At 59.2% G+C, this 17,652-nt stretch carries 18 protein-coding genes, 1 other RNA gene, 1 pseudogene and 1 riboswitch; of the genes and pseudogenes, 14 read left to right on the top strand and 6 right to left on the bottom strand.

Going from position 1 to position 17,652, the window contains the following annotated elements:
- Positions 1 to 100 precede the first annotated feature (100 nt).
- Complete coding sequence (metZ, locus tag PG871_RS07530; RefSeq protein WP_270727883.1) at positions 101 to 1,288, bottom strand: O-succinylhomoserine sulfhydrylase; 1,188 nt, start codon at positions 1,286 to 1,288, stop codon at positions 101 to 103.
- 65 nt (positions 1,289 to 1,353) lie between these two features.
- Positions 1,354 to 1,431: riboswitch (SAM riboswitch) on the bottom strand.
- 111 nt (positions 1,432 to 1,542) lie between these two features.
- On the opposite strand from metZ, the gene PG871_RS07525 reads away from it, so the two are divergent.
- From PG871_RS07525 to rnpB, 8 genes and pseudogenes are all read left to right on the top strand, one after another.
- The gene (locus PG871_RS07525; protein ID WP_270727880.1) at positions 1,543 to 2,010 is read left to right on the top strand and encodes an alpha/beta hydrolase; all 468 of its coding nucleotides are present in this window, start codon (positions 1,543 to 1,545) and stop codon (positions 2,008 to 2,010) included.
- Positions 2,011 to 2,045: 35 nt separating this feature from the next.
- Positions 2,046 to 2,450: a hypothetical protein gene (locus tag PG871_RS07520; protein ID WP_270727878.1), complete on the top strand. Its 405-nt coding sequence runs from the start codon at positions 2,046 to 2,048 to the stop codon at positions 2,448 to 2,450.
- Between the two features lie 26 nt (positions 2,451 to 2,476).
- Positions 2,477 to 3,166, top strand: a complete 690-nt coding sequence (locus tag PG871_RS07515; protein ID WP_270727875.1) for a glutathione S-transferase N-terminal domain-containing protein — start codon at positions 2,477 to 2,479, stop codon at positions 3,164 to 3,166.
- Positions 3,167 to 3,435: 269 nt separating this feature from the next.
- Positions 3,436 to 3,723: an Asp-tRNA(Asn)/Glu-tRNA(Gln) amidotransferase subunit GatC gene (gatC, locus tag PG871_RS07510; protein ID WP_270727872.1), complete on the top strand. Its 288-nt coding sequence runs from the start codon at positions 3,436 to 3,438 to the stop codon at positions 3,721 to 3,723.
- A 46-nt stretch (positions 3,724 to 3,769) separates the two neighbouring features.
- The gene (gene gatA, locus PG871_RS07505) at positions 3,770 to 5,257 is read left to right on the top strand and encodes an Asp-tRNA(Asn)/Glu-tRNA(Gln) amidotransferase subunit GatA (RefSeq protein ID WP_270727870.1); all 1,488 of its coding nucleotides are present in this window, start codon (positions 3,770 to 3,772) and stop codon (positions 5,255 to 5,257) included.
- 39 nt (positions 5,258 to 5,296) lie between these two features.
- Positions 5,297 to 6,121: a hypothetical protein gene (locus PG871_RS07500; RefSeq protein ID WP_270727869.1), complete on the top strand. Its 825-nt coding sequence runs from the start codon at positions 5,297 to 5,299 to the stop codon at positions 6,119 to 6,121.
- A gap of 3 nt (positions 6,122 to 6,124) precedes the next feature.
- Positions 6,125 to 6,601 (top strand): annotated as a pseudogene (locus PG871_RS07495) (N-acetylmuramoyl-L-alanine amidase); the annotation flags it as partial.
- 53 nt (positions 6,602 to 6,654) lie between these two features.
- Positions 6,655 to 7,029: RNase P RNA component class A (rnpB, locus tag PG871_RS07490), an RNA gene on the top strand.
- A gap of 48 nt (positions 7,030 to 7,077) precedes the next feature.
- On the opposite strand, the gene PG871_RS07485 is transcribed toward rnpB, so the two are convergent.
- Complete coding sequence (locus PG871_RS07485) at positions 7,078 to 7,950, bottom strand: LysR substrate-binding domain-containing protein (protein WP_270727866.1); 873 nt, start codon at positions 7,948 to 7,950, stop codon at positions 7,078 to 7,080.
- A gap of 99 nt (positions 7,951 to 8,049) precedes the next feature.
- Between PG871_RS07485 and PG871_RS07480 the strand changes: the two genes are divergently transcribed.
- The 6 genes from PG871_RS07480 (at position 8,050) to PG871_RS07455 (ending at position 12,647) form a co-directional block, all read left to right on the top strand.
- Positions 8,050 to 8,754, top strand: coding sequence for an SDR family oxidoreductase (locus PG871_RS07480; RefSeq protein WP_270727864.1), 705 nt, complete (start codon positions 8,050 to 8,052; stop codon positions 8,752 to 8,754).
- The gene (locus PG871_RS07475; RefSeq protein ID WP_270727861.1) at positions 8,744 to 8,995 is read left to right on the top strand and encodes a DUF6552 family protein; all 252 of its coding nucleotides are present in this window, start codon (positions 8,744 to 8,746) and stop codon (positions 8,993 to 8,995) included. Before PG871_RS07480 ends, PG871_RS07475 begins: the two co-directional genes overlap by 11 nt.
- A 117-nt stretch (positions 8,996 to 9,112) precedes the next feature.
- Complete coding sequence (locus tag PG871_RS07470; protein WP_270727859.1) at positions 9,113 to 9,790, top strand: lysoplasmalogenase; 678 nt, start codon at positions 9,113 to 9,115, stop codon at positions 9,788 to 9,790.
- 50 nt (positions 9,791 to 9,840) lie between these two features.
- Positions 9,841 to 11,097 (top strand): signal recognition particle-docking protein FtsY, encoded by a 1,257-nt coding sequence (gene ftsY / locus PG871_RS07465; RefSeq protein ID WP_270727857.1) that lies wholly within the window; start codon positions 9,841 to 9,843, stop codon positions 11,095 to 11,097.
- Between the two features lie 10 nt (positions 11,098 to 11,107).
- A complete protein-coding gene (locus tag PG871_RS07460) occupies positions 11,108 to 12,010 on the top strand; it encodes an EamA family transporter (protein ID WP_270727856.1) in 903 nt (300 codons plus the stop codon).
- 10 nt (positions 12,011 to 12,020) lie between these two features.
- On the top strand, positions 12,021 to 12,647 hold the full coding sequence (locus PG871_RS07455; RefSeq protein WP_270727854.1) for an inner membrane-spanning protein YciB: 627 nt from the start codon (positions 12,021 to 12,023) through the stop codon (positions 12,645 to 12,647).
- 71 nt (positions 12,648 to 12,718) lie between these two features.
- On the opposite strand, the gene PG871_RS07450 is transcribed toward PG871_RS07455, so the two are convergent.
- From PG871_RS07450 to coaBC, 4 genes are all read right to left on the bottom strand, one after another.
- Entirely contained in the window at positions 12,719 to 14,731 is a 2,013-nt protein-coding gene (locus tag PG871_RS07450) for a M3 family metallopeptidase (protein WP_270727853.1), read from the bottom strand.
- Positions 14,732 to 14,835: 104 nt separating this feature from the next.
- Positions 14,836 to 15,897 carry a HesA/MoeB/ThiF family protein gene (locus tag PG871_RS07445; RefSeq protein WP_270727852.1) on the bottom strand — a complete coding sequence of 354 codons (1,062 nt, stop codon included), beginning with the start codon at positions 15,895 to 15,897 and terminating at the stop codon, positions 14,836 to 14,838.
- Entirely contained in the window at positions 15,897 to 16,364 is a 468-nt protein-coding gene (dut, locus tag PG871_RS07440) for a dUTP diphosphatase (protein ID WP_270727851.1), read from the bottom strand. Before dut ends, PG871_RS07445 begins: the two co-directional genes overlap by 1 nt.
- Positions 16,365 to 16,413: 49 nt before the next feature.
- Entirely contained in the window at positions 16,414 to 17,604 is a 1,191-nt protein-coding gene (gene coaBC / locus PG871_RS07435; protein WP_270727849.1) for a bifunctional phosphopantothenoylcysteine decarboxylase/phosphopantothenate--cysteine ligase CoaBC, read from the bottom strand.
- Positions 17,605 to 17,652 lie beyond the last annotated feature (48 nt).

Genomic DNA, 17,652 nt, shown 5'->3' with positions numbered 1-17,652 from the left:
TATTACGCCCAATACGACGTTGCGGTTCAGTCTTCCAACAATAGAAAAAGCGGTACCCGACCAGGCACCGCTTTTTTCTAATGTTCCGTTATTGCGGAACTTAGGCCTTCGACGCAGCAACTGCCTGTTTGATGTCCTTGATCAGATCATCGGCGTCTTCCAATCCCACGGAAAAGCGCACCAATCCCGGCGTGATGCCCAGAGCAACTTTCTGATCTTCAGGCAAACGCTGATGTGTCGTGGTTGCCGGATGGGTCGCAATAGACTTCGCATCGCCAAGATTGTTGGAAATCACCGCAATCTCCAGCGCGTTCAGAAACTTGAACGCCGCCTTTTGGCCGCCCTTGAGGTCCAGCGACAAAACGGTGCCGCCTTTGCCACCCAATTGGGTCTGCACCAATGCGTTCTGCGCGTGGCCCTTTAGTCCGGGATAAATCACCCGCTCAAGCCCCGCATCGCCTTCAAGTGCTTCTGCAATTGCCAAAGCGCTCGCCGCTTGCGCCCGAACGCGCAGATCAATGGTCTCCAGACCTTTTAGCAAAACCCAGGCATTGAACGGGCTCATGCTGCCGCCGGTATGCTTCATGTAAGGCTCAACGGTCTTGCGTATGAACTCTTGCGAGCCAAGGATCACGCCGCCAAGGCACCGCCCCTGCCCGTCAATGTGTTTGGTTGCGGAATAAATCACCGCATCCGCGCCTTGCGCAATTGCGCCACTGAACACGGGCGTCGAAAACACGTTATCCACCACGACCTTTGCACCTTTGGCATGTGCAATCTCGGCCACCGCAGCCACGTCGATCACTTCAAGTGTCGGGTTGGACATGCTTTCGAAAAACACTGCCTTGGTGTCGTCGCGTACAGCCGCGCGCCATTCATCAAGGTTGGTGCCGTCCACAAATGTCACGTCGACCCCGTAGCGTGTCAGGATCTCTTCGAGAATATAAAGACACGAGCCGAACAACGCCTTGGCGCTGACCACATGGTCGCCCGCCTTCAGCATAGAGGTCAACGCACCGCTGACCGCCGCCATGCCGCTTGCGGTGGCAAAAGCGTCTTCTGCGCCCTCCAGTAGGGCTATCCGCTCTTCAAACATCGCCACGGTCGGGTTGCCGTAGCGTGCATAAATGAACTCATCCGGCCCGGTCTCGATAAACCGTGCCTCAGCCTGCTCGGCACTGTCGTAAACAAACCCCTGGGTCAGGAAAATCGCTTCGCTGACTTCATTGTATTGGCTGCGTCGCGTGCCACCGTGCACCAGTTTTGTGCGTGTGTTCCAATCGCTCATCTTTGTCTCTCCCGGGCCGATATGAGCGGCCCAAATAAAAAGCCCCGTTCCGGCCAAGCGGAAGGGGCTCCTTCGTCTCGACCTCTTTAGCGGCATGTTTAACGTGGCCCGCAATCCGGTAACAAATCGCCACGCCAGCGGATTACGCTGCAGGTGCAAAAAGGTCAAGGCCGTCACACGGCCGTTACAAGTTTTTCACGCCACATGCACAAACATTCGGGAAACTGCACACAACATGTTGTGGGAGAGTCGGGATGCCCCTCATACGGATCAACGCAGCAGGCCGCACGCCAGTTCCCCATGGCGGCGAAAATTCATTCCTCCCCGCATTAAACGCAGCTTTGGAAGGATCCGGAACCATCACCATCATGCTGCATGGCTACAAGTTCCACCCGCATGATCCACAGCATTGCCCACACCGCCATATTTTCGCGGAACAGGACACCGCCTGCCACAAGGCCAAAAGCTGGCCGAACGCGCTTGGTTTACTGGAGGATGGCGGTCTTGGCATCGCCTTTGGCTGGAACGCGCGGGGCACGCTGAAACAGGCGCTGCGCTCCGCTGGCAAGGCCTCTATAGCACTGGCCAAGCTGATCATAAGCCTTCGTCACATTGCACCTCATCGTCCTGTGAACCTGATTGGGCATTCGATGGGCGGCTACGTCGCCCTAAAAGCGCTGCGCCATCTGTCGGCAGGCGACGTGCATCGGATCATCGGCTGAATGCTGCGGTGTTCCGAGGCTGCGCCGGTCGGGCAATGGCAACCCCCGCGGGCCAAAGCGCCGAGTTGATAAACATGGTGAGCGGTGAAAACGCAGTCTACGACTTCCTGTTAAAACGCGCCTTGCGCCGCAAAGACGACGCTCTTGGTCGAGGCTTCTCTGCGCACAACGCGCTAACCATAAGGCTCGAAAACCGCCAAGCTCTGGCGCGATTGGCCAGTGTGGGCTACCAGATCGCGCCACCAAAACACTGGTACTGCCACTGGTCCACCTACCTGCGTCCCGGGGTGTTTGATCTCTATGCGGCCCTGCTGGCTGCGCCGGAACGCACGCCGCTCCCTTATCTGCAGTCCCTGCTTGATGGTGCTCCGCAGGTTGCACAGCATCTACCCGACAAAAATGCGCAGCCCTTGCCCCTCGGCCTGAAACAGGCATCATGACCGCAACTTGACTTTAAGGACACGCCATGACCGCCCCCATCGACCTTTTCTATTGGCCCACGCCAAACGGCTGGAAAATCTCTATCGCTCTGGAAGAAATGGGGCTGGCCTACAAAACCCACCTGATCAACATTGGCAAAGGTGACCAGTTTGCGCCCGATTTTCTGAATATTGCGCCCAACAACAGAATGCCCGCGATTGTGGACCCCGATGGTCCTGAAGGCGCACCGGTGTCGATTTTTGAAAGCGGCGCCATTCTGCAATATCTCGCGCGCAAAACCGGCTCCTTTATGGGCACAACCGAGCGCGACCGCATTGCTGTTGAGGAATGGTTGATGTGGCAAATGGGCGGGCTGGGCCCAATGGCCGGACAAACCCATCATTTCCTAAAATACGCGCCCGAAGACATCGCTTATGCCAAGGACCGCTACCGCAATGAAGCAGCGCGCCTTTATGGCGTGCTGGATCGACGACTGGCAGAAACCGAGTTTGTGGCAGGCGATTTCTACTCCATCGCCGACATGTCGATCTGGGGCTGGGCGTCGCTCTGGCAGGGGCAAGAGCAGACGTTGGAGGACAAACCTCACCTCGCCCGCTGGCTCAAAACCCTCTGGGATCGCCCCGCTTTGCGCCGAGGGCGCGCGCTTCACGCGGACCTGCGCGGAGACCGCTCTGACACTTGGGTGCAAGCCGATCTGTTTGGCCCTCAGACATAGCGCTCCCGCCATCTTCGATGCCTGACGGCCTCTGCCAGATGTTTGGCGTGGCTCAGCTTCGCTGAGCCTGTAACAGAAAAGCCGGCAAAGCAGCGCCTCAGGCTCAAGGCGGATGCCTTGAGCCACGCCCAACCGGTCGCGTGCATTTTTGATGCGCAAAGATCGGGCGGGAGCACGCGCCAAGCCGCTTCTTGGCCGCTCACCGCTTGCACCGCCTACCCCTGCGCGCTAAAGGCTGTAGCCAAGTTGCAACCCGGAGAGTCTGAGCGATGTCGATTGACGAAAGCACCGCCGCAAAAGTGGCCAAACTGGCCCGTATCAAAGTCGAAGAAGATGCGCTGCCCGCGCTGGCGCAGGAATTCAATGCTGTGCTTGGCTTTATCGAACAGCTCAACGAAGTGGACGTTGAGGGTGTTGAGCCCATGGTCTCTGTCACACCGATGCGCCTGAAACGTCGTGAAGATGTGGTGAACGACGGTGACCAACAGGAAAAAGTCCTGTCCAACGCGCCCGACGCCCGTGAAGGTTTCTTCACTGTTCCCAAGGTGGTTGACTGACGTCCCCCTTCCCTGATTTTGCCCGATATTCAGAAGGCGCACCCGTATGACTGATCTGACCAAACTCACCCTTGCTGGCGCACGCGACAAATTGCGCAGCGGCGACGTGTCCTCGGTGGAACTGACCGAAACGTTCCTGACCGCCATCGACAAGGCCGATGCGTTGAACGCATTTGCGCACAAAACGCCCGAGCTCGCGCTTGAACGTGCCAAGGCTGCGGACGTGCGGATCAAACAAGGCGATGCGCCGGATATGTGTGGTCTGCCGATCGGCATCAAAGATCTGTTCTGCACCAAGGGCGTGCCCTCACAAGCCGCGAGCCGCATCCTCGAAGGCTTCAAGCCGGAATATGAATCAACAGTCTCCCAGAAACTGGAAGACGCGGGCGCTGTGATGTTGGGCAAGCTCAACATGGACGAATTCGCCATGGGCTCCTCCAACGAAACCTCGGTCTATGGCAACGCCGTAAACCCGTGGCGTCGCGGAAACGACGACGCCCAGCTGACCCCGGGTGGCTCGTCAGGTGGCTCCGCCTCCGCGGTGGCCGCAGACTTGTGTCTGGCCGCCACCGGCACCGACACCGGCGGCTCGATCCGCCAGCCTGCTGCGTTTACCGGCATCACCGGCATCAAGCCGACCTACGGCCGCTGCTCGCGCTGGGGCGTTGTTGCCTTTGCCAGCTCGCTCGATCAGGCGGGTCCAATGGCCAAAGACGTGCGCGACGCCGCCATCATGCTAGAGGCCATGTGTGGCCACGACGCCAAAGACAGCACCTCGGTTGATCTGGCGGTGCCAAACTTTGAAGCCATGCTGACCGGCGATATTCGCGGCAAGAAAATCGGCATTCCGGCTGAATACCGCATGGACGGCATGCCTGCCGAGATCGAAAAGCTCTGGGCTGACGGCACCGAAATGCTCAAAGCTGCCGGCGCCGAGATCGTCGACATCTCGCTGCCCCACACCAAATACGCGCTGCCTGCCTATTACGTGATCGCGCCCGCAGAAGCCTCGTCCAACCTCGCGCGCTATGATGGCGTGCGCTATGGTCACCGCGCCACTTTGGGTGCAGGCGACGGCATCACCGAAATGTATGAGAAAACCCGCGCCGAAGGCTTCGGCCACGAAGTGCAACGCCGCGTGATGGTGGGCACCTATGTGTTGTCTGCGGGTTTTTATGACGCCTACTACAACCGCGCCCGTCGTGTGCGCACGCTGATCAAACAGGATTTCGAAACCGTCTTTGCCCAAGGCATCGACGCAATCCTGACGCCAGCCACGCCATCTGCGGCGTTTGGCCTTGGCGAAATGACCGACGCTGATCCGATCCAGATGTATCTCAATGACGTCTTCACCGTCACCGTGAACCTCGCCGGATTGCCGGGTATTTCGGTCCCGACCGGTCTGGACAGCCAAGGTTTGCCGCTGGGTCTGCAGCTGATTGGCCGCCCATGGGAAGAAGGTGATCTGCTGAATACAGCCTACGCACTGGAAGAGGCCGCAGGCTTTGTAGCCAAACCGGCGCAATGGTGGTAAAACTCTGCCAAAGCTAAAAAAACAGCAGGCACGGCAGACATGACTCGGATTTTCCTGACAGGATGCGCCCTGGTGGCGCTGGCAGCATGCCAGCCCGCCATTCCCGACAGCGCGGCGGGTGTGGGCTTTGACAACGTTCACAACTCACCTGAGGCACGCGCCAAACGCGAGTCTCAACTGACAGGCACCGCCCTGCCCAATCCAATTGCCGTGTCGCAAGAAACCGTGCCGCCTGCACCCACAGTCGCCGCCGCTCCCCTGAGCGCGACCCAGCCCGCCGCTGCGGTTCCAGTAGCGCCCGCAACTCAAACCGCGCCGCTTCCGACCACCGCAACCGCCGCTCCGTCCACATCGGAAGCCGCAGATATCGCTGCCGAAACACAGGCCGCGCTCAAAACCTCCGCCACCACCTCCGGTCAGGAACCGCTGCAGGCCAGCCCGTCCAATCCGGCACCGGAAGTGTTTTCAAACCCCGGCATCTCGGACGAAAACAACTTTGACGCCGTCGAGGACCGCCGCTCGCTGGAGGCCGACGCCGCCCGACGCGAACGCAACAAAGCGCAATACACTGTGGTGGAAACCGGCACTGTACCCACCCGCAGTGGCGCGACAGGCCCTAACATCGTGGCCTACGCCCTCTCCACCTCCCACCCGGTGGGTGCCAAAGCCTACAACCGATTGAATCTCAAATCCGCGGCGCAGCATCAAGCGGCCTGCAACAAATTCGCAAGTCCCGACCTCGCCCAGATCGCATTTTTGGAAAAAGGTGGCCCTAAACGCGACCGCCTTGGCCTGGACCCGGATGGTGACGGATTTGCCTGCGATTGGGACCCAACCCCGTTCCGTTCAGTTTCCGGCAACTGATCCATGGCCTCTGCGCCGCAGATCATCGCGCGCCCTTCCCCCAATTTCGGCCCGCGTCGTGATGGGCTAAAGCCTGAATTCATTGTCGTACACTACACCGCGATGGACACAGCCGAGGCCGCGTTGGACCGTCTCTGCGATCCCGTGCCCGAAGTGTCCGCCCATTACCTGATCTGTGAAAAGGGTCGCATTTTCCAGTTGGTAGACGAAGACATGCGCGCATGGCACGCGGGTGCAGGATCATGGCAAGGCAAGAACGACATCAACTCGCGCTCCATCGGCATTGAACTGGACAATCGCGGCACTCATCCGTTTTCCGAACCTCAAATGAGCGCGCTCGAAACCCTGCTGCCTAACATCATGATCCGCTGGAGCATTCCCGCCGCAGGCGTCATCGGTCATTCCGACATGGCACCCGGTCGGAAATTCGATCCCGGCCCGCGATTTGACTGGCAAAGGTTGGCATTGCAGGGACTGGCGACTTGGCCGCGCGTCATTGACCCCACACCTCATACCTCCTAAACCCGCCAAGCGCAGAGGGCTGGATGGCCGCGGGCGGCAACGTCCGAGGAAAGTCCGGACTCCATAAGGCAACGGTGCCGGGTAACGCCCGGCTGGGGAAACCCAAGGGAAAGCGCCACAGAGAACAGACCGCTCCCGCTTGCGGGAGTAAGGGTGAAACGGTGGGGTAAGAGCCCACCGCGGCCCTGGCAACAGGGACGGCACGGCAAGCCCCACCGGGAGCAATGCCAAATAGGGATCGCGTGTGCGCAAGCACAGGGGCGCCTTGCCCCGAGCAGGTCCGGGTTGGCAGCTAGAGGGCGTCTGGCAACAGGCGCTCAAGATGAATGGTCATCGAACCGGGGCAACCCGGAGAACAAAATCCGGCTTATAGGCCCTCTGCGCGTTTCACTCTAAAGCCCCGATCCGAAATCTTGGCCGCCATCCAAGCCACCCTACTCTTCCGCGCGCGCCAAAAGCCACGTGATGGCAGTGTTGATTGCCGCGTTGTGTTTGGTTTTACGCGCCGCAAGCAAATAGAAATCCTGCTTGCCGGGCATGGTGTCCGGCGTGACCTGCACCAGCCGTTTGGCAGCGAGATCGCCCGCCACCAGAAAACGACTTACCAATGCCACCCCCTGCCCAAAAAGCGCCGCGTCCACGGCCAAAGACGTCTGGCTCAATCGCAACCCGCGCCCGCTCTTGTCTTCCACATCCTTTAGTCTCAGAAATTCCGGCCAAAGATCATGGGTGTCATGCAACTTTGGCAGTTTCGCCAATCCTTCTGCATCAACTGGCAGCGCCTGCCCCTCGACCAGACTGGGCGCGGCAACCGCAATCACCTCTTGCCGAAACAAAAGATGGGCCTCCAGCACCGCACCAAAAGGGGGCTCTCCTTGCCGCACAGCAAGATCAATCCCGTCGCTGTGAAAGCTTGATACCTTTTCTGTCGCCAATATCCGAAGGTCAATCTCGGGATGCTTGGCCGAAAAATCCGGCAAGTTGGGGATCAGCCACTTTGCCGCAAACGTCGGCGTGACACTGACCAGCACTTTGCCCGGTTCGGGCTTCAAGTCATCGGTTGCAGTGCGCAGCGCTTCAAACGCAGTCGCAACCGTCCCGTGATACCGCCGCCCAACAGACGTAAGCGCGACCCCTTTGGGCAATCTCTCAAACAACTTGGTGCCGAGATAAGCTTCAAGCTGACGCACATGCTGGGCAACCGCCCCCTGCGTAACGCCCAATTCATCGGCAGCCGCCCGAAAATTCAGACAGCGGCCAGCCACGTCAAAAGCGCGCAATCCGTTCAAAGGAGGAAGTTGGCTCATTTGACAATAGTATCCCTACAGTCACGAAACATCAATTCTCAAGAGCGCACCCCTCCGGAATGGCATATAATTATGGGTACTTGAGAATGGAGAGACCAAATGACTGTAGTAAAAGTTGCGCTCATCACAGCTGGCGGAAGCGGAATGGGCGCAGACGCCGCCCGCCAATTGGCCGCGGATGGATTTAAGGTAGGCGTCCTATCCTCTTCCGGCAAAGGCGAGGCGCTTGGAACCGAATTGGGCGGCTTTGGCGTGACTGGGTCCAACACCGATCCTGACGCCCTATCCGCATTGGTTGACGGCGCTGTAAAACGATGGGGCCGTGTCGACGTCCTTGTCAATTCTGCAGGCCATGGCCCCAAAGGTCCGGTGCTGGAAATCTCGGACGACGACTGGCACACGGGTATGGAGGTCTACCTGATGAACATCATCCGCCCGACCAGACTGGTCACACCTTTGATGCAGTCCCAAGGGGGAGGCGCAATCATCAACATTTCAACATTTGCGGCCTTTGAACCCGACCCACTGTTCCCGACGTCTGGCGTGTTCCGCGCGGGATTGGCTGCTTTCACCAAACTCTTTTCCGACAAATATGCCGCCGACAACATTCGAATGAACAATGTCCTGCCCGGCTTCATCGACAGCTTGCCCGAAACCGAAGACCGCAAAGCCCGCATCCCGATGGGGCGCTATGGCAATACGCAAGAAGTGTCTTCCGTGATTTCCCTCTTGGCCTCCAGTGGTGGCGGGTACATGACCGGCCAAAACCTGCGCATAGACGGCGGATTGACCCGTGCCGTCTGACGTCGCCATCCTAAAACCTCAACATGACCGCATCGTATTTGCGGTCAAATGGGGCGCGTCCATCATTCAAATTATGGGCTACACCGCAACAGGGTTCGGATGGACACCTTGGAACCTCTACCTGTTCTTGATCGGCGTGCTGGGATGGTTCGCGGTCGGTGCGATGTGGAACGACAAAGCGTTGATGTTGGTTCATCTGGTTGCTTTGGGCGCAATGATCGCGGGTATGGCAAGCGGCTGACGTCCTCTCGCCACAACTTGGAAACACGACATCTGGGGTGCCTTGGTGCGGTCCTTTTCGTTTGCACCTCAGCGTGTCACCGCTAAGGTCACCGAAAACCAGCCATCCAAGGCCCTCATGACACCATTTGAAATCATCGCCCTGCGACAGACCCTAAAATTTGTCTTCATCGGGGTCGGCCTGCTTGCGGCTCTGATCTATGCGGTGTTTTTCTGCCACCGCCCACCTAGCCGTGCCAAAACCATCGTCAAAGCCATCCCAATGCCCGCTTTCGCGGCGGCCGCATGGATCAGCTTCGGCCACCCCGCCGTTGTCATTGCTCTTTTGCTCTCCGCTGTGGGGGACATCGCGCTGGCGCGCGACGGCGAGCGCCCCTTCCTGATCGGCCTCATCGCGTTTGCTGCCGCCCACGTCGGCTACGTTGTGCATTTTTGGACGCTCGGCACTGGCCCGCTGGACGCGCCGTGGCCCTTTATCGCCGCCATCGTCGTTTTTGCGCTCTCAACCGAACGCTGGCTAATCCCGTTTACCGGCGACATGCGCTGGCCGGTGCGCATCTATGTCATCCTGATATCGCTTATGGGGCTCACCGCACTTGGCTTGCCCGCACTTCCGCTCGCCACCTTTGGCGCGTTTGCCTTTCTGGCGTCTGACACCATCCTGTCACTGCAGCTGTTTCGCATATCCGACAAGTCCCGCTTGCAACGGCCAGCCTCCGTTGCGCTCTGGCTGCTTTATGCAGGCGGTCAATTCCTGATCCTTGCCGGCAGCGGTTGGGCCACGCCACTCTTTTAAGTCCTTGCGAATAAGACTAAGTGGAGTGAAGACTTTTTTCGGAGGCCCCGATGGCGTTTTTTTCCAAGCTCAAAGACCGGCTGTTCAAATCCAGCTCCAAACTCGAAGAAGGGCTGGACGCCATTGTCGAAGACGGCGGCGCGGAAGAGGCGGTCGCGGCACCTGAACCAGCGGCGGCGCCTGAACCCGCACCTGAACCACAGGCGGAAAAGCAGCCTGAGCCGACGCCCGACCCAACGCCAGCCCCACCCCCGGAACCCGTCGTCCCAACGCCAGTCGCTGAGCCAGCGCCCCAGCCCGTTGCGACCCCCAAACCGGCGCCTGCCCCAGCGACGCCCCAGCCAACACCTGCACCAACCGCCAAACCGGCCCCTGCGCCGCAACCCGCCCCCACGCCCGAACCGGCACCTGCCGCCAAACCCGGCCTGCTCGCCCGTCTGACAGGGCGCACCACAGCCCCCACTGAGGTCAAACGCGAACTCGACGACGACATGCTCGAGCAACTCGAAGAGCTGCTCATCACCTCGGATATGGGCGTGGACACCGCCTTGCGCGTGACCGCCAACATCGCCGAAGGCCGCATGGGCCGCCGCGTGTCGTCTCGCGAGATCAAGGAACTGCTTGCGGGCGAAATCAGCCGCATCATGGACACAGTCGCCCGCCCCATGCCGCTCTATCCAACCAAGCCGCAGGTGGTGCTGGTTGTCGGCGTGAACGGCTCCGGCAAAACCACAACCATCGGCAAACTCGCCAGCCAGTTCCGCAACGCCGGAAAATCGGTGGTGATCGCAGCTGGCGACACCTTCCGCGCCGCAGCCGTTGAGCAGCTGCAAGTCTGGGGTGACCGAGCCGGCGTGCCCGTCTTGACCGCCCCCGAAGGCTCTGATCCCGCCAGCCTCGCCTTTGACGCCATGACCAAGGCCGAAGCCGACGGCGCTGACCTTTTGATGATCGACACCGCAGGTCGCCTGCAAAACCGTCAGGATCTGATGGAGGAGCTCGCCAAAATCGTACGCGTGATCCGCAAGAAAGACCCAGACGCACCCCACAACACCTTGCTGGTGCTTGACGCCACAACCGGCCAGAACGCGATTTCTCAGGTCGAAACCTTCCAGAAGCTCGCCGATGTGTCAGGCCTTGTGATGACCAAACTCGACGGCACCGCCAAAGGCGGTATCCTCGTCAGCCTTGCCGACAAATTCGGTCTGCCGATCCACGCCATTGGCGTCGGCGAGCAAATCGATGACCTGCAACCCTTTGATCCTGAAGAGTTTGCAGCGGCATTGACCGGATTGGAAAAAGGGTGAGCGCGCACCGATGAGTGAATGGCTGGTCTCTCTGGAGGGCACGCCCGCCGGCGCCCAGCTTGCTCTGGCCCTCGCCCTGCTGGCCGCTTTCCTGCACGCGGTCTTTGGCGCCCTGCAAAAAGGCCGCCACGATCCCTGGCTCACCCGCGGTGCGATTGATTTCAGCTACGCCGCTATGGCCGCGCCCTTTGCCTTTTTTCTGGTGCCGTGGCCCGAACCGCACATGTGGCCAATCTTTGCTGGCGCCTTCGTGATCCACTTGGGCTACAAATTTCTGCAAAGCTGGGCCTACACCAAAGGCGCTTATACCGTGGTCTATCCGGTGGTGCGCGGCATCGGTCCGTTCTTCACCGTAATCGGCGCCTACCTGATATTTGGTGAGACATTTACCGGCACGCAATGGTTGGGCGTGCTGGTTCTGATGTCCGGCATCCTCGGCCTTGCCATCTACAACATGTTCTTCATGACCGAGGGTCGCGACACTCTGGTCTCCGCGATGGTGATCGCTGTCTTCACCGGCTTTTTTGTCGCACTTTATACGACCTTTGACGCCTACGGCATCCGTGCCACCGCTAACCCTTTCACCTTCCTCGCGTGGTTCTTTTTCATCGACGGGTTGGTGTTTCCGGTGCTGGCGTATCTGCGCTGGCGATCCATGGTCGACGCCCCCACCCCGGGGCCTCTCATGGTGCGGGGATTTATCGGCGGACTGGTGGCTTTTGCCAGCTTTGGCTCTGTCATGATGGCCACCCGACTGGACAGCGTTGGCGAAGCCGCTGTGCTGCGCGAAACCTCTCCGGTTTTTGCCGCGTTGATCGGCTGGCTGGTGCTAAAGGAGACCGTAGGCCCGCGCCGCATTGCTCTTATGGCATTGATCGCACTCGGCGCTGTGATAGTTGAGTTCGGAGGATAAAGGAGCGCCCATGTCTGAGCAAACGCCGGAACCGACCCAAAAGAAGATCAACCCGTGGCTTAAAACGGGTCTGGAACTCGGCCCGATAGTCCTGTTCTTCATCGGCTACATGCGCCTGAAAGACGCCACCTTCACTTTGGGTGGCACCGAGTATCAGGGCTTCATCCTTGTGACCGCGATGTTTGTGCCGTTGCTGATCCTCACAACAGGTATCTTGTGGAAACTCACGGGCCATCTGTCAAAGATGCAGGTCATGACGCTTGTGCTTGTGGTGGTCTTTGGCGGGTTGACGGTCTGGCTGAACGATCCACGCTTTATCAAAATGAAGCCCACGATCCTTTATGTGATGTTTGGCGGCATCCTTGCGGTGGGTTTGATGCGCGGCCAATCTTATCTGCGTCACGTGATGGAAGGCATGATGCCTCTCAAACACGAGGGATGGATGATCCTGACCAAACGCCTGATGATGTTTTTCTTTGGCCTCGCCATCGCCAACGAACTGGTCTGGCGCCTGATGAGCGAGCAAGCCTGGGTGAACTTCAAAACCTTCGGCCTCACAGCGGCGATTTTTGCGTTCTTCATGACGCAGGGCAAAGTGTTTCAGGACTACGCAGAAGAGACAGACGAAGCGTCCTAAAGGGGCTCGCCCCGTCAGGCTCACATCGTCAGACGTGAGCCATGCCCAACCCGCAGGGACGGGAGTGGGCTTTAAGCCGCCAGTCCACGCCCCTTAAGCAGAGCCTCCACGCCCGGCAACCGCCCGCGGAACCGCTCATAAAGCGCATCTGCTTCGACGGTGCCGCCGGTCGACAGGATGTGGGTTTCCAGCGCTTTGGCTGTCGCCGCATCAAACGGGCTGCCTGCTTCCTCAAAGGCTTCGAACGCATCCGCATCCATCACTTCGGACCACATATAGCTGTAGTAGCCGGAGCTATAGCCATCGCCAGCAAAGACATGCGCAAACTGCGGCGTTGCGTGGCGCATTGTGATGGCGCGCGGCATGCCCAGTTCGGCCAGAACCTCCGCCTGTTTCGCCATCGGATCAGCTGGCGCCGCCCCGTCATGAAACGCCAGATCCACCAACGCCGAAGCGACGTATTCCACCGTCGCAAACCCCTGATCGAAATTCGCAGCGCCGAGGACTTTCTCCAACATGTCCTGCGGCATCGCCTCACCGGTCTCGGCATGTGTGGCAAATTCTGCCAGCACTTCCGGCACCTCAAGCCAATGCTCATAAAGCTGGCTTGGCAATTCCACAAAATCACGTGCCACGGATGTGCCCGACACGCTTTCATAGGTCACGTTTGACAACATCTGATGCAGCGCGTGCCCAAACTCATGGAACAACGTGCGCGCATCATCGTAGCTCAGCAGCGCCGGATCACCCTTTGCGAAATTGCAAACATTGATCACAACCGGCCCCTGCACCTCAGGGAATTTCGCTTGTCCGCGCATCGCAGAACACCACGCCCCGGACCGCTTTCCGCCGCGCGCAAAATAGTCACCGATGAACACAGCCACGTGCGACCCGTCACGCGTCACTTCCCATGCCCGGCAATCCGCATGGTAAAGCGGCACGTCCAGCTCCTTAAACGTTAGTCCAAACAACCGCGTCGCGCAGGCGAAGCTCGCTTCAATCATGCGCTCCAGCTGCAGGTATGGCTTAAGCGCCGCCTCATCCAGATCATGTTCGGCCTTGCGCCGTTTCTCCGCATAATACCGCCAATCCCAAGGCTCCAGATCGCCGTTGATCCCGTCGCCGTGCATCATGTCCGTCAAAACAGCGCCATCCGCTTCGGCCCGCGCTTTCGCCGGTTCCCAAACCGCCATCAACAACGCGCGCACTGCTTCGGGCGTTTTGGCCATCTCGGTCTCCAACTTGAAATCCGAAAAACTGTCGTAGCCCAACAGCTTTGCCCGTTCCTCGCGCAAAGCCAGTGTTTCCGCCGCGATCGCCCGATTGTCGGTTTTCCCACCATTGGCCCCACGTGCTGCCCAAGCTGCAAAGGCAATCTCTCGCAAATCCCGACGCGGCGAGAACTGCAAAAACGGCACGATCACTGATCGCGACAACGTCACAACCGGCCCATCCGCGCCCTTCTCTTCCCCGGCCGCCCGCATTGCATCGACCACAAAGTTCGGCAGACCCTCTAGGTCTTGCTCAGTCAGCGGCATGAACCACTCGCGCTCATCCGCCAAAAGGTTCTGCGTGAATTCAGTGCCCAGCACAGCAAGGCGCGATTTGATGTCTTTCATGCGGGCTTCTTCCGCGCCATCAAGCGCGGCACCACCGCGCACAAACCCACGATGGGTCAGCATCAAAACGCGTTGCTGTTCTTCTGTCAGGTCCAACTCATCGCGTGCCCCCCAAACGGTGGCGATCCGGTCAAACAGCGCCTTGTTTGACGAAATCTCCGCGCTATGGGCTGCGAGCTTCGGTGAAAAGTCACGTTGCAAGGCCTCGCGCTCGGGGTTGCTGTCCGCCCCCGCGACGGAAAAGAACACCGACAACACTTTGTCCAGCGCAACGCCCGCCGCTTCCAATGCCTCAACTGTGTTGGAAAACGTCGGAGCCTCTGGATTGTCCGCAATCGCCGTGACCTCCGCCTGATGCTCTGCCAGTGCCACGTCAAAGGCCGGCGCAAAATCCGCATCGCCAATCTTATTAAATGGCGCGATTTTGAACGGGGTGGTCCAGTCACTCAGCAGCGGGTTGGTCATGGCGAAAGTCTCCTTTTGCCGCCACCCTATGTCGCCAATCACCGGGCTGCAATCGAGTGCGCATCACATTTCCGCACCGACGCGATACCGACGTGAAACAGCCGCTATACAGAAGCCGATTTTGCCCCACCACAGGTCGGACAGTCCGCTCGTGGCCGCAGCGTGATTTTACGGGTTTCGCCCCACAATGCGTCATAAATCATCATTTCACCGCGCAGCACCGCGCCCGCGCCAGTGATGACCTTGACCGCCTCCACAGCCATCATCGTACCGACAACGCCTGGCAAGGGACCTATCACGCCGGCTTCGGCACAACTGGGCGCCAGTTCAGGCGCGGGGGCAGTCGGAAAAATGCACTGGTAACAGGGCGCGCCATTGGCCGGATCAAACACGCTCAATTGCCCTTCCCATTGCGAAAGTGCACCTGAAATCAGAGGCTTGTCCAATGATACGCAGGTCCGGTTGACGAGATAACGAGTGTCGAAATTGTCTGTCCCATCCAGCACCAAATCATAGTCACCAATCAAGGATGCTGCGTCATCCGCGCTCAGGCGGCGGTTATAGGGGTTCACGGTGACAAACGGGTTCTGCGCAGTCATGGCCTCAGCCGCGGAAAACACCTTGGGTTCGCCAATCATCCGATCCGGATGGATCACCTGCCGCTGCAGGTTGGAGTTGTCGACAACATCATCATCCACAACCCCGATTGTGCCAACGCCCGCAGCTGCCAGATACAGCAGCGCAGGCGATCCCAACCCGCCAGCGCCGATGACCAACACCTTGGCATCTTTCAGTTTTTTCTGCCCCAATCCGCCGATTTCACGCAGCACAATATGACGTGCATAGCGGTTCAACTCGGTGTCAGAAAATGGTCCGTCCGCGACTAGTGGCTCTGCGGATTTTGCATTGGCGTCCGCCTTGTTGCGCAACAGACTTAGCACCTCTCGGTAAACCAAAACCAACGCGGCGGCACCGCCCAAAATCGCCCAAAGCGCTGAGGATTCCCCGGTTGCCATCCGCAAGGGGTGGCCCTCTTCCAGCACCAGATGCAGACCGAGAACCGCAAAGTACAGCACAGCAATCATCGTCCAGCGCAGCCTCTTTGGGGCGCCAGCCAAGGCCCCAACGCCCCAGATTGCGGCCGCCATCGCCAACACCATAAGCATCAGCGAACACCCGTCGAGCCAAACCCGCCACTTCCACGCTCACTGGCGCTAAGGTCTTGATGCATTTCAAATTTTGCAGTCAAAACCGGGGCAACGACCATCTGCGCTATGCGCATTCCGTGGTCGATCTCAAACGGTTCCTGTCCCGCGTTCAACACGATCACGCCAAGCGGCCCGCGATAGTCACTGTCAATCGTGCCCGGGCTATTGGGCAGCGTGATCCCATGCTTCAGCGCCAAACCGGATCGGGGACGCATCTGCACCTCATATCCAGCCGGAATTTCAAGCGACAAACCAGTGGACACCAAGGCCCGCTCTCCCGGTGCCAAAGTTATGCCATCGCGTTGGGTTTCGGGAAAATTTGCACGCACATCCGCCCCTGCAGACCCCGCTGTCTCATAAGACGGTAGGCCCACGGTTTGATCTGCCCCGTCCAACCAGCGCAATTTGATGGGCACCTCGGTCATGACTTTTCTTCCCCCAAAACACCAACGCCATCAGCGCAAAATCTTGATCTCAAAGCGTTTTTGCGATCCGTTCCGCCAATTGACGCGCGACTTCGCCTTTGCTCATGCGCGGCCAGCTCTCCGCGCCCTTATCGGAAATCAACGTCACCGCGTTTTCGCTGCCGCCCATGATCCCTGTTTCCGGGCTCACATCGTTGGCCACAATCCAGTCACAGCCTTTGCGCAAACGCTTCGCGGTTGCGTTTTCAATCACGTCATCCGTCTCCGCCGCGAAGCCAACCACCAGATCTGGCCGCCCTTCCGCCATTTGGCTCACTGTGGCAAGGATGTCCGGATTTTCTGCAAACTCCAAAGTCGGCAAGCCGTCCTTGGTCTTTTTTATCTTGCTGTCAGAGGCGCTAGAGACCCGCCAATCGGCCACGGCCGCGCTAAAAACTGCAGCGTCTACCGGCAGCGCGCCCTGCACTGCCCGCATCATCTCTTGGGCGGTTTCGACCTCGACCAGATGCACCCCATGCGGCCGCGCGGCATCCGCAGGGCCGGTCACAAACACCACGTCTGCTCCTTGCGCCACCAGTGCTTCAGCGATGGCAGTACCTTGCGACCCCGAGGATCGGTTGGCGATGTATCTGACCGGATCAATCGGCTCATGCGTCGGACCCGACGTCACCAGAATACGTCGTCCTGACAACGGACCGACCTTCATCGCGCCTTCGATTGCCGCAACAATTTCAAGGGGTTCCGACATCCGCCCCGGTCCAAATTCACCGCAGGCCATATCGCCTTCATTGGGACCAACAAAGCTCACCCCGTCCGCCCTCAAAGTCGCCAGATTGCGCTGTGTTGCGGGGTGTTCCCACATGCGCACGTTCATCGCGGGCGCCACCAGAACCGGGGTATCTGTCGCCAAAAGCAACGTCGAGGCCATGTCATTGGCCAACCCGTTCGCCATCTTGGCCATCAAGTCCGCCGTACCCGGCGCAACCACGATCAAATCCGCTGAACGGGATAACTGAATGTGCCCCATCTCTGCCTCATCGGTCAGGTCAAACAGATCGCGATAAACCTTTTCTCCCGCCAGCGACGACACGGACAAAGGCGTCACAAACTCTTCGGCCGCACGTGTCAGCACAGGTGTCACCCATGCGCCGCGCTCCCGCAGGCGCCGGATCAGATCAAGCGATTTAAAGGCGGCAATGCCGCCTGCAATAATCAATAGAATGCGCTTATCCGTCAGCATGTTGTCGGCCTTTTGTGTCACGTGATGCAAACCTATGCTGCGCGTCCC

It is taken from the genome of Shimia sp. Alg240-R146 (assembly GCF_947331465.1).
GTDB lineage: Bacteria > Pseudomonadota > Alphaproteobacteria > Rhodobacterales > Rhodobacteraceae > Shimia.
Note: the sequence above shows the minus strand (reverse complement) of the source record. Positions and strands in the feature narration are given on the sequence as shown.

Coding starts and splice junctions, on each gene's coding strand:
- gatC (WP_270727872.1), top strand. CDS start 3,436: ATGTCGATTGACGAAAGCACCGCCGCAAAAGTGGCCAAACTGGCCCGT.
- PG871_RS07445 (WP_270727852.1), bottom strand. CDS start 15,897: ATGCTTATGGTGTTGGCGATGGCGGCCGCAATCTGGGGCGTTGGGGCC.
- PG871_RS07460 (WP_270727856.1), top strand. CDS start 11,108: ATGAGTGAATGGCTGGTCTCTCTGGAGGGCACGCCCGCCGGCGCCCAG.
- PG871_RS07515 (WP_270727875.1), top strand. CDS start 2,477: ATGACCGCCCCCATCGACCTTTTCTATTGGCCCACGCCAAACGGCTGG.
- PG871_RS07485 (WP_270727866.1), bottom strand. CDS start 7,950: ATGAGCCAACTTCCTCCTTTGAACGGATTGCGCGCTTTTGACGTGGCT.
- PG871_RS07455 (WP_270727854.1), top strand. CDS start 12,021: ATGTCTGAGCAAACGCCGGAACCGACCCAAAAGAAGATCAACCCGTGG.
- dut (WP_270727851.1), bottom strand. CDS start 16,364: ATGACCGAGGTGCCCATCAAATTGCGCTGGTTGGACGGGGCAGATCAA.
- PG871_RS07520 (WP_270727878.1), top strand. CDS start 2,046: ATGGCAACCCCCGCGGGCCAAAGCGCCGAGTTGATAAACATGGTGAGC.
- PG871_RS07500 (WP_270727869.1), top strand. CDS start 5,297: ATGACTCGGATTTTCCTGACAGGATGCGCCCTGGTGGCGCTGGCAGCA.
- PG871_RS07480 (WP_270727864.1), top strand. CDS start 8,050: ATGACTGTAGTAAAAGTTGCGCTCATCACAGCTGGCGGAAGCGGAATG.
- PG871_RS07470 (WP_270727859.1), top strand. CDS start 9,113: ATGACACCATTTGAAATCATCGCCCTGCGACAGACCCTAAAATTTGTC.
- ftsY (WP_270727857.1), top strand. CDS start 9,841: ATGGCGTTTTTTTCCAAGCTCAAAGACCGGCTGTTCAAATCCAGCTCC.
- coaBC (WP_270727849.1), bottom strand. CDS start 17,604: ATGCTGACGGATAAGCGCATTCTATTGATTATTGCAGGCGGCATTGCC.
- PG871_RS07525 (WP_270727880.1), top strand. CDS start 1,543: ATGCCCCTCATACGGATCAACGCAGCAGGCCGCACGCCAGTTCCCCAT.
- gatA (WP_270727870.1), top strand. CDS start 3,770: ATGACTGATCTGACCAAACTCACCCTTGCTGGCGCACGCGACAAATTG.
- metZ (WP_270727883.1), bottom strand. CDS start 1,288: ATGAGCGATTGGAACACACGCACAAAACTGGTGCACGGTGGCACGCGA.
- PG871_RS07450 (WP_270727853.1), bottom strand. CDS start 14,731: ATGACCAACCCGCTGCTGAGTGACTGGACCACCCCGTTCAAAATCGCG.